At 65.5% G+C, this 9319-nt stretch carries 11 protein-coding genes; 10 read left to right on the forward strand and 1 reads right to left on the reverse strand.

Features of this window, described 5'->3' with window-relative positions:
* Positions 1 to 11 precede the first annotated feature (11 nt).
* The 3 genes from UW3_RS0110415 to UW3_RS0110425 all read left to right on the forward strand — a co-directional run bounded on the left by UW3_RS0110415 (position 12) and on the right by UW3_RS0110425 (position 2209).
* Positions 12 to 1535 (forward strand): FAD-dependent oxidoreductase, encoded by a 1524-nt coding sequence (locus UW3_RS0110415; protein WP_010222362.1) that lies wholly within the window; start codon positions 12 to 14, stop codon positions 1533 to 1535.
* A gap of 76 nt (positions 1536 to 1611) precedes the next feature.
* Positions 1612 to 1872 (forward strand): YceK/YidQ family lipoprotein, encoded by a 261-nt coding sequence (locus tag UW3_RS0110420; RefSeq protein ID WP_010222363.1) that lies wholly within the window; start codon positions 1612 to 1614, stop codon positions 1870 to 1872.
* 1 nt (position 1873) lies between these two features.
* On the forward strand, positions 1874 to 2209 hold the full coding sequence (locus UW3_RS0110425; RefSeq protein WP_010222364.1) for a hypothetical protein: 336 nt from the start codon (positions 1874 to 1876) through the stop codon (positions 2207 to 2209).
* Between the two features lie 94 nt (positions 2210 to 2303).
* Here the strand turns inward: UW3_RS0110425 and UW3_RS0110430 are convergent, their stop codons facing one another.
* Positions 2304 to 3485 (reverse strand): sugar transporter, encoded by a 1182-nt coding sequence (locus tag UW3_RS0110430; RefSeq protein ID WP_026001266.1) that lies wholly within the window; start codon positions 3483 to 3485, stop codon positions 2304 to 2306.
* A 223-nt stretch (positions 3486 to 3708) separates the two neighbouring features.
* Between UW3_RS0110430 and UW3_RS0110435 the strand changes: the two genes are divergently transcribed.
* From UW3_RS0110435 to UW3_RS26805, 7 genes are all read left to right on the forward strand, one after another.
* Complete coding sequence (locus UW3_RS0110435; RefSeq protein ID WP_010222366.1) at positions 3709 to 4284, forward strand: NADAR family protein; 576 nt, start codon at positions 3709 to 3711, stop codon at positions 4282 to 4284.
* A gap of 62 nt (positions 4285 to 4346) precedes the next feature.
* On the forward strand, positions 4347 to 4571 hold the full coding sequence (locus tag UW3_RS0110440) for a hypothetical protein (RefSeq protein ID WP_010222367.1): 225 nt from the start codon (positions 4347 to 4349) through the stop codon (positions 4569 to 4571).
* A 125-nt stretch (positions 4572 to 4696) separates the two neighbouring features.
* On the forward strand, positions 4697 to 6196 hold the full coding sequence (glcD, locus tag UW3_RS0110445; RefSeq protein ID WP_010222368.1) for a glycolate oxidase subunit GlcD: 1500 nt from the start codon (positions 4697 to 4699) through the stop codon (positions 6194 to 6196).
* Positions 6196 to 7251 carry a glycolate oxidase subunit GlcE gene (gene glcE, locus UW3_RS0110450; RefSeq protein ID WP_010222369.1) on the forward strand — a complete coding sequence of 352 codons (1056 nt, stop codon included), beginning with the start codon at positions 6196 to 6198 and terminating at the stop codon, positions 7249 to 7251. Before glcD ends, glcE begins: the two co-directional genes overlap by 1 nt.
* A gap of 3 nt (positions 7252 to 7254) precedes the next feature.
* Positions 7255 to 8490: a glycolate oxidase subunit GlcF gene (glcF, locus tag UW3_RS0110455; RefSeq protein ID WP_010222372.1), complete on the forward strand. Its 1236-nt coding sequence runs from the start codon at positions 7255 to 7257 to the stop codon at positions 8488 to 8490.
* Between the two features lie 41 nt (positions 8491 to 8531).
* Positions 8532 to 8795, forward strand: coding sequence for a PepSY domain-containing protein (locus UW3_RS0110460; RefSeq protein WP_010222374.1), 264 nt, complete (start codon positions 8532 to 8534; stop codon positions 8793 to 8795).
* A 1-nt stretch (position 8796) separates the two neighbouring features.
* On the forward strand, positions 8797 to 9319 hold a 523-nt coding region (locus UW3_RS26805), incomplete at its 3' end, for a cytochrome b/b6 domain-containing protein (RefSeq protein ID WP_010222375.1).

Below are 9319 nucleotides of genomic sequence, written 5' to 3' on the forward strand. Positions count from 1 at the left end.
GAGCGTCTGCGATGAACCGCTGTGACGTACTGATTATCGGCGCCGGCCCCACCGGGTTGGTGCTGGCACTGTGGCTGAGCAAGCTGGGCATCAAGGTACGGATCATCGACAAGACCGCCGCCCCCGGCACCACTTCCCGGGCCTTGGCGGTACAGGCCCGGACCCTGGAGCTGTATCGCCAGCTGGACCTGACCGAGGCGATCATCGAGCAGGGTCACCAGGTGCCGGCGGCCAACCTGTGGGTCAAGGGCGAAGCCGCCGCACGCTTGCCGTTCAGTGCCATTGGCGCCGACCTTACGCCCTACCCGTTCCTGCACATCTACCCGCAGGACCAGCATGAACGGCTGCTGATCGAACGCTTGCAGCGCTTTGCGGTGGAAGTCGAACGGCAAACCGAACTGCTCGGTTTCAGCCAGGACAGCGACGGCGTCACTGCCCGGCTACGCAATGCCGAGGGTGAGGAGCACGTTTGCCACGCCGACTACCTGGCCGGTTGCGACGGTGCCCGCTCGACGGTGCGCAAGGTGCTGGGCATCGGCTTTCCCGGCGGCACCTACCAGCAAGTATTTTATGTTGCCGACGTCGACGGCGCGGGGCCGGCCTTCAATGGCGAGCTGCATGTGGACCTGGACGAGGCAGATTTTCTCGCCGTGTTCCCACTGGCTGGCAATGGCCGCGCGCGGCTGATCGGCACGGTGCGCGACGAGCGCGCCGAACACCCACGGGACCTGCGCTTCGAAGACGTCAGCAAGCGGGCCATGGAGCACCTGAAGGTCGAGATTCATCAGGTCAACTGGTTCTCCACCTACCGCGTGCACCACCGGGTGGCCGAGCAGTTTGGCCGCGAGCGCGCCTTCCTGCTCGGTGACGCGGCCCACGTGCACAGTCCGGCCGGTGGCCAGGGCATGAACACCGGTATCGGCGATGCCATCAACCTGGCCTGGAAGCTGGCAGCCGTGTTGCAAGGCACCGCCAACGACGCCCTGCTCGGCACCTATGAAATCGAGCGCAGCGCCTTCGCCCGGCGGCTGGTGTCGACCACCGACCAGGTGTTCAACTTCATCACCGCCGACGGCCGCCTGGCCGCCCTGCTGCGTACGCGCCTGGCGCCGTTGCTGCTGCCGCGGGTGGCGGCGTTCAAGGCGGCGCGGGCATTTTTGTTCCGTACGGTGTCGCAGATCACCCTGAACTATCGCGACATGCCCTTGAGCGTCGGCAGCGCCGGTCAGGTGCATGGCGGCGAACGCATGCCCTGGGTCAGCGACGGCAGGCACGACAACTTTGCCGGGCTGGCGCGGACGTGCTGGCAGGTACAGGTGTATGGCGCCGCCAACGGCAGCCTGGTGGCCTGGTGCAGCGAGCGCGGCATGCCGCTGGAGGTGTTCGAGTGGCGCGAGGCTCATGAAGTGGCCGGGTTGCAGCAAGAAGGCGTGTACCTGATACGTCCGGACAGCTATGTGGCACTGGCCCAGGTCGGTGCCGGGCCAGAGGTGCTGGAAGATTACTTCGCCGCGCGCGGGTTGCGCGGATACTAGTGGTGATGTGCGAGAATGCGCGCTTGTCTCGCGTCTCTACCTGCTAAGGAATGGCACCATTAGAATCTTCACGTTTTTGCTCCTGGCCTCGACCCTGACCCTGGCCAGTTGCGGCACCTTTCTCGCCCGTGGCATCAGTGGCTACAACAACCACGATTACTACAAAGGCACCCAGACCAACGTCGAGCTACTGACCTCGCACAATCAGACCGGCTACGACGCCTACGCCACTGTGCTCTGCTGGGTAACCGTCGTCTGCCCGGTGGTTGCCATTGTCACCTTGCCGGTGGACATGGCGGTCGACACCGTCCTGCTGCCCCATGATGCGATGAACTGACATGCCGCAACTCGACTACCGCCACGTGGCGTTTCTGAACATCTACATCAATGATCTCAGCATCTATATCGGCGCGCCCCTGATGGCGCTGACGGTGTTCGACTGGATGCCGAAGAGCATTACCGCGACCTGCATTCTGGTGATTCTCGGCCTGTGCTTGCTGAGCTTCCCGCTGGCGATGCTGGTGCGCTGCCCGCTGTGCAACGCGGCGATGCTGCACCTGTACAAGGACGAGGCCGGGACCGCGCTGTCACGCCGGGTCGGCTTTAGCGAAGTGCACAAGCTGAAGAAGGTGCGGTGCCTGAAGTGCGATGGGCTGCTGAAGATTCGCGATTGAGGGAAACCATTTGGCGACCGCTGCGCGCTCGATCGCTGGCAAGCCAGCTCCCACAGGTTTCGCGCAGTCCGTGTGGGAGCTAGCAGCCCCCTCGTCACGCCACCTCAGCCCGGGCAAAGCGGTAAGTCGTCACCACGCACAACAGCAACCCTGCCAGGGCCAGCGCGCCCCCGACAAAACCGATGTTGCCCAGGCCCATGTGCACGCTGACCAGGCTGCCGATCAAGGCCCCGGCGCCAATGCCGATGTTGTAGATGCCGGAGAACATGGCCATGGCCACGTCGGTAGCATCCGAGGCGAGGCTCAGTACTTTAGACTGCAACGCCAGGCTGAAGCACATGATCGCAACACCCCAGAACACGCTCAAGGTGCCCAGCAGGCTGAAATCGCCAGACAACGGCAACAACAGCAGCAGACAGGTCGCCAGCATGGCGATCGCACCGAGCAGAAAGCCCTGCGGGAAGCGCTCGCTGTAGCGGCTGAACAGCACCGACCCAAACACCCCGGCACCGCCGAACAGCAACAGCAGCACGGTGGTCAGCTCTGCGCCGATCTGCGCCACATTCAACGCGAACGGCTCGATGTAGCTGTAGGCGGTGAACTGCGCGGCAATCACCAGCGCCACCAGCACATACACGGTGACCAGCGCCGGGCGCTTGAACAGCACCGGCACGCTGCGCAGCGAGCCGGAGTTCTGGCTCGGCAGCAACGGCAAGGATTTGACCAGGCACAGCAAGGTCGCCAGCGCCACCCCGGCAATCGCCAGGAAAGTGGTGCGCCAGCCCAGCGCCTCGCCGACCACCCGCCCCAGTGGAATGCCCATGACCATCGCCAGGGTGGTGCCGGTGGCCAGCAAGCCCAGAGCCTTGGCCTGTTGCCCCGGCGGCGCCACGCGCACTGCCAGCGAAGCGGTAATGGCCCAGAACACCGCGTGGGCCAGGGCGATGCCGATACGGCTGACCAGCAGCATGGCAAAGCTCTGCGCCACCCCCGAGAGCAAGTGGCTGAGGATGAACAGGGCAAAGACGATGATCAGCAACGTGCGCCGCTCGATGTTGCGCGTCAGCAGCATCATCGGCAGCGAGGCCAGGGCCACCACCCAGGCGTAGATGGTCAGCATCAGCCCGACCTGGGCGGTGGACATCTCGAAGCTGCGGCCGATGTCGCTGAGCAGCGCCACCGGGACGAATTCGGTGGTGTTGAAAATGAAGGCCGCCAGGGCCAGGGCGATGACACTCAGCCAACTGCCGGTTCGCGCATCCACGGATGTATTCATGAGTAAAGCCTTGCTCCGAGTCGTTTGCGGTTGCCGGGGACGAAAACGCGCCCAGCGCCAGACACTCATGCCGGTCGGGCCTGAGTGAAGCGTGTGCGCTGAGGAAAGATTTATAAGTATGCGGGGTATCGCTTGCTGGCAAGGATAGTACGTCAGCACCGAGGCTGTCACAACCGCGCAGGCCTGGAGTACCATGGCCCGATTCGCTCATGGAAGACTCCGTATGACTTCAACGCCCGCCGCGCTGGCCAACATCCTCGACAACACCAGCCTGATCGCCGCTATCGACCAGGGGCTTGCGCCGCAGTACCTGTACTTCTGGGGCCACCGGCAAAAAGTCGAGGGCAAGCCGGACAAAAGCTGCTTCAGCCAGTGGTTCGAGGCCGGGTTCAAGGAACAGCACCTGCACTACCCCAGCGCCGAGCACTACATGATGGCCGGCAAGGCGCGGCTGTTCGACGACCAGGCCACCCTGGAGAAAATCCTTGCCGCGCGCACGCCCGCCGACGCCAAGAAGCTCGGCCGTGAAGTTGCCGGGTACGACGAGGCAGCCTGGGTTGCCGAGCGTTCGGCGATCGTCGAGCAGGCCAACCTGCTCAAGTTCGAACAGCACCCGGGGCTGCGCACGTTTCTGCTGTCCACCGACGGCCAGGTGCTGGTCGAGGCCAGCCCCGTGGACCGCATCTGGGGCATCGGCCTGGACGCCAAGGCGCCGCAAGCGGCTGACCCACGCCAGTGGCAAGGCCTGAACCTGCTCGGCTATGCGTTGATGCGCGTGCGCGAGCGCCTGGCCGGCTGAGGTCCCAGCGCAGGATTTTTCTGCGCTGCTACACTTTATTCGCGCAGATGGAGGATTCCCTCATGTCCGATAAAGAGATCACCACCGCCCTTAACCTGATCAACCAGCGCCAGGCCCGGCTCGCTTCGGCGTGCAAGGAGATTGCCGACTGGATCGACCGCCAGGGTGATGTACCTGTGGCCGGCAAGATCCGCGACACCCTCAAGGCCGTCGAAGCCGACGATCAGCTGGTCAGAAAAACCCTCACCTCGCTGAGCGTTGAACGCCCACTGCCCCGTTTCCGCTAGCCCGCAGAGGCTAGTGGCGGGCAGCAGGCGCGTCATCTTTTCAAGACCCAGGGTCGCCTGTGCCCGGCGCGGCTCCTGTCTTTGATTTCCCGCAGGTTCGGGCAGATACCGGTGATTAGCCGTCAATGAATATCCTTTACGACGAACGCGTCGATGGCGCCCTGCCCGCAGTCGACAAACCGGCGCTGCTGCAGGCCTTGCAGGCACAACTGCCCGACCTCGATATCCTCCACGCCGAGGAAGACCTCAAGCCCTACGAATGCGATGGCCTCTCGGCCTACCGCTGCACGCCGATGCTGGTGGTATTGCCGCATACCCTCGCGCAGGTCCAGGGCGTCCTCAAACTGTGCTTCGAGCGCAAGGTGCCGGTGGTCGCGCGCGGTGCCGGCACCGGCCTGTCGGGCGGCGCCTTGCCGCTGGCAAAAGGCGTGCTGCTGGTGATGGCGCGCTTCAACAAGATCCTTGCGATCGACCCGGCCGCCCGTACCGCGCGGGTGCAGCCCGGGGTGCGCAACCTGGCGATTTCCCAGGCCGCCGCACCCTTTGGCCTGTACTACGCGCCCGACCCGTCGTCACAGATCGCCTGCTCGATCGGCGGCAACGTCGCCGAGAATGCCGGTGGCGTGCATTGCCTGAAGTACGGCCTGACCGTGCACAACCTGCTCAAGCTCGAGATCCTCACCGTCGAAGGCGAATGCCTGACCCTCGGCGCCGACAGCCTCGATGCCCCGGGTTTCGACCTGCTGGCGCTGTTCACCGGCTCCGAAGGCATGCTCGGGATCATCACCGAAGTCACGGTCAAGCTGCTGCCCAAGCCGCAGGTGGCCAAGGTGCTGCTGGCGGCCTTCGACTCGGTGGCCAAGGCCGGCCGTGCGGTCGGCGACATCATCGCCGCCGGGATCATTCCCGGTGGCCTGGAGATGATGGACAACCTGGCCATCCGCGCCGCCGAAGACTTCATTCACGCCGGCTACCCGGTGGCGGCCGAAGCGATTTTGCTGTGCGAACTCGATGGCGTCGAAGCCGATGTGCACGACGACTGCAACCGCGTGCGTACCCTGCTGGAGCAGGCCGGCGCCACCGAGGTGCGCCAGGCCCGTGACGAAGTGGAGCGGGTGAAATTCTGGGCCGGGCGCAAGAACGCCTTCCCCGCGGTGGGGCGGATCTCGGCCGATTACTACTGCATGGACGGCACCATCCCGCGCCGCGAGCTGCCCCATGTACTGCAGTGCATCGCTGCGCTTGCGCACAAGTACGCGCTGCGGGTGGCCAACGTCTTTCATGCCGGCGACGGCAACATGCACCCGCTGATCCTGTTCGATGCCAACCAGCCGGGCGAGCTGGAGCGGGCCGAAGCCTTTGGCGGGGAAATCCTCGAACTGTGCGTGAGCGTCGGCGGCAGCATCACCGGCGAACATGGCGTGGGCCGCGAGAAGATCAACCAGATGTGCGCGCAGTTCAGCAGCGACGAACTGACCCTGTTCCATGCGGTCAAGGCGGCCTTCGACCCCCATGGCCTGCTCAACCCCGGCAAGAACATCCCCACCCTGCACCGCTGCGCCGAGTTCGGCGCCCTGCACGTGCACGCCGGCCAGTTGCCCTTCCCCGACCTGGAGCGGTTCTGATGTCGGCCCACAACAACGATGCCAGCCAGGCACTGCTGGAGCAGGTCAACCAGGCCCGCGCCGCAGGCACGCCGTTGCAGATCCGTGGCGGCGCCAGCAAGGCCTTTCTCGGCCGCCAGGTTGCAGGCGTTACGCTCGATACCCGCGACCACCGCGGCATCGTCAACTACGACCCGACCGAGCTGGTGATCACCGCCCGCGCCGGTACGCCCCTGGGTGAGCTGTCGGCGGCGCTGGAAGCCGCCGGGCAGATGCTGGCATGCGAGCCGCCGCACAGCGACGACGGTGCCACCCTCGGCGGCATGGTTGCCGCCGGGTTGTCCGGGCCACGCCGGCCGTGGGCGGGCTCGGTGCGCGATTATGTGCTCGGTACCCGGGTGATCAGCGGCCTGGGCGTGCACCTGCGCTTTGGCGGCGAGGTGATGAAGAACGTCGCCGGTTACGACCTGTCGCGCTTGATGGCCGGCAGTTTCGGCTGCCTGGGGCTGATCACCGAAGTGTCGCTGAAAGTGCTGCCCAAACCGCGCTGCGAAGCGCACATCGCCCTGCACCTCGACCCGCAACAGGCCCTGCTGAAACTGGCGCAGTGGGGCCAGCAACCGATCCCGATCAGCGCCGCCTGCCATGACGGCACGGTGTTGCGCCTGCGTCTTGAGGGTGGCGAAGGCTCGGTCAAGGCCGCCCGCGAGCGGCTTGGCGGCGAGCACTTCCAGGCCAGCTGGTGGCAGGACCTGAACAACCGCCGCCTGGCTTTTTTCGCCGACCCGCGCCCGCTGTGGCGCCTGTCCTTGCCCAACAACAGCGCGGCGCTGGAACTGTCCGGCGAGCAACTGCTGGACTGGGCCGGTGCCCAGCGCTGGCTGAAATCCTCGGCGCCAGCCGAGACCATCCGCAGCGCCGCCAGCCGCCTGGGTGGCCATGCCACCTGCTACAGCGCCAGCGACAGCCCGTTCCAGCCGCTGCCCGGCGCCTTGCTGCGCTACCACCAGCAACTCAAACAACGCCTCGACCCGCAAGGGATCTTCAACCCCGGGCGGATGTACGCACAGGTCTGAACCATGCAAACCACCCTCAGCGATGCCGCCAAACGCCTGGCCCGTGCCGAAGAAGCCGAGAGCATCCTGCGCACCTGCGTGCACTGCGGCTTCTGCAATGCCACCTGCCCGACCTATCAATTGCTGGGCGACGAGCTCGATGGCCCGCGCGGGCGGATCTACCTGATCAAGCAGGTGCTGGAAGGCCACCCCGCCAGCGCCAAGACCCAACTGCACCTGGACCGTTGCCTGTCGTGCCGCAACTGCGAAACCACCTGCCCGTCCGGGGTCGATTACCACAACCTGCTGGATATCGGCCGCGCCGTGGTCGATCAGGCCGTGCCTCGCCCGCCCCTGCAACGCGCCTTGCGCCGCGGCCTGCGCAGCTTGGCCAGCCACCCGCAGGCCTTCAAGCGCCTGGTGCAGCTGGGGCGCAGCGTCGACCGCCTGCTGCCGGCGCCGCTCAAGGCCAAGCTGCCGCGCTCGGTGCCCCCCGCGCAACCCCGTCCACAGCCCCGCCATGCCCGGCGCGTACTGCTGCTCGAAGGCTGCGTGCAGCCGAGCCTGTCGCCCAACACCAACGCCGCCACCGCACGGGTGCTCGATCGCCTGGGCATCAGCGTCACCCCGGCGCCGCTAGCCGGCTGCTGCGGTGCTGTCGACTATCACCTGGATGCACAAGCCAGCGGCCTTGCGCGCGCCCGCCGCAACATCGATGCCTGGTGGCCGGCGATCGAGGCCGGTGCCGAAGCCATCGTGCAGACGGCCAGCGGCTGCGGGGCCTTCGTCAAGGAGTACGCCACGCTGTTGCAGGGCGATGCGCAGTACGCCGGCAAAGCCCGGCGGGTCAGCGAACTGGCCAGGGACCTGGTCGAGGTCATCGGCGCCGAACCCCTGGAGCCGTTGGCCTGCCACAGCGGTCTGGTGCTGGCGGTGCACTGCCCGTGCACCTTGCAGCATGCGCAGAAGCTTGGCGGCAGCGTCGAGGCCCTGCTCTCGCGCCTGGGCTTTACCCTCAGCAACGTGCCCGACGGCCACCTGTGCTGCGGCTCGGCCGGCACCTATTCGCTGACCCAGCCGGCGTTGGCCAGGCAACTGCGCGACAACAGGCTCGATGCCCTGGAAAGCGGCCAGCCGGACCTGATCGTCACCGCCAATATCGGCTGCCAGACCCACCTCGACGGCGCCGGACGCACGCCGGTGCGGCACTGGATCGAGCTGCTGGACGAGGCGCTAGCGAAGTCGCCAACCCTGACATAAGCTCAATCGGGCAGCCCCTTTCGACAACCCGAGGACTCGTCATGCGTCAGCTTCTACTGGTCTCATTGCTCGTCGTAAGCCCCGCCGTTCTGGCCAAGACCGAATGCAGCAGCGCCGACAAGGTGCAATGGCAGGACCAGAACAACTTCCAGGAAGAACTGAAAAAACAGGGCTATGAGATCAAGAAATTCAAGGTCACCGACGGCAACTGCTACGAGATCTATGGCAAGAACAAAGAAGGCAAGAAGGTCGAGATCTACTTCGATCCGGTGACCGGCAAAAAAGTGAAAGAAGAGATCGACTGAGGTGAGCGGCGATAACCTGCGCCTTTGGGACCCGGTGGTGCGCGTGTGCCACTGGTCGTTGGTGCTGGTGTTTATCGGCGGTTATTTTTTCACCGAAGAAGGCGATGGCTGGCACCGCTGGCTGGGCTATTACGGCCTGGCGATCGTGCTGCTGCGTAGTGTATGGGGCTTTGTCGGCAGCCCGGCGGCGCGCTGGGCGGACTTCTGGCCGACGCCAACGCGATTGAAGTGGCATCTGCAGGCGTTGTACCGCGGCGCAAACTACCACCGCCTCGGGCATTCGCCGTTGGGCGCCCTGGTGATGGTACTGATGTTGCTGCTGATGGCCGGCCTTGGAGTCAGCGGCTTCATGATGGAAGAGATCTATTACTTCTGGGGTGAAGACGGCCTGCGGGATATCCATGAGTTGATGGCCGACACCCTGCTGGCGCTGGTGTGCCTGCACATTGCCGCGGCGCTGTTCGAGAGCTGGCGGCTGAAGGAGAACCTGCCGCTGTCGATGCTCACCGGCCGGCGGCGCCCAC

The organism is Pseudomonas donghuensis, from assembly GCF_000259195.1.
Taxonomy (GTDB): domain Bacteria; phylum Pseudomonadota; class Gammaproteobacteria; order Pseudomonadales; family Pseudomonadaceae; genus Aquipseudomonas; species Aquipseudomonas donghuensis.

Excerpts from the sequence above, each read along its gene's own strand:
- UW3_RS0110415 (WP_010222362.1), top strand. The coding sequence starts at position 12 with ATGAACCGCTGTGACGTACTGATTATCGGCGCCGGCCCCACCGGGTTG.
- UW3_RS0110425 (WP_010222364.1), top strand. The coding sequence starts at position 1,874 with ATGCCGCAACTCGACTACCGCCACGTGGCGTTTCTGAACATCTACATC.
- UW3_RS0110430 (WP_026001266.1), bottom strand. The coding sequence starts at position 3,485 with ATGAATACATCCGTGGATGCGCGAACCGGCAGTTGGCTGAGTGTCATC.
- UW3_RS0110435 (WP_010222366.1), top strand. The coding sequence starts at position 3,709 with ATGACTTCAACGCCCGCCGCGCTGGCCAACATCCTCGACAACACCAGC.
- UW3_RS0110440 (WP_010222367.1), top strand. The coding sequence starts at position 4,347 with ATGTCCGATAAAGAGATCACCACCGCCCTTAACCTGATCAACCAGCGC.
- glcD (WP_010222368.1), top strand. The coding sequence starts at position 4,697 with ATGAATATCCTTTACGACGAACGCGTCGATGGCGCCCTGCCCGCAGTC.
- glcE (WP_010222369.1), top strand. The coding sequence starts at position 6,196 with ATGTCGGCCCACAACAACGATGCCAGCCAGGCACTGCTGGAGCAGGTC.
- glcF (WP_010222372.1), top strand. The coding sequence starts at position 7,255 with ATGCAAACCACCCTCAGCGATGCCGCCAAACGCCTGGCCCGTGCCGAA.
- UW3_RS0110460 (WP_010222374.1), top strand. The coding sequence starts at position 8,532 with ATGCGTCAGCTTCTACTGGTCTCATTGCTCGTCGTAAGCCCCGCCGTT.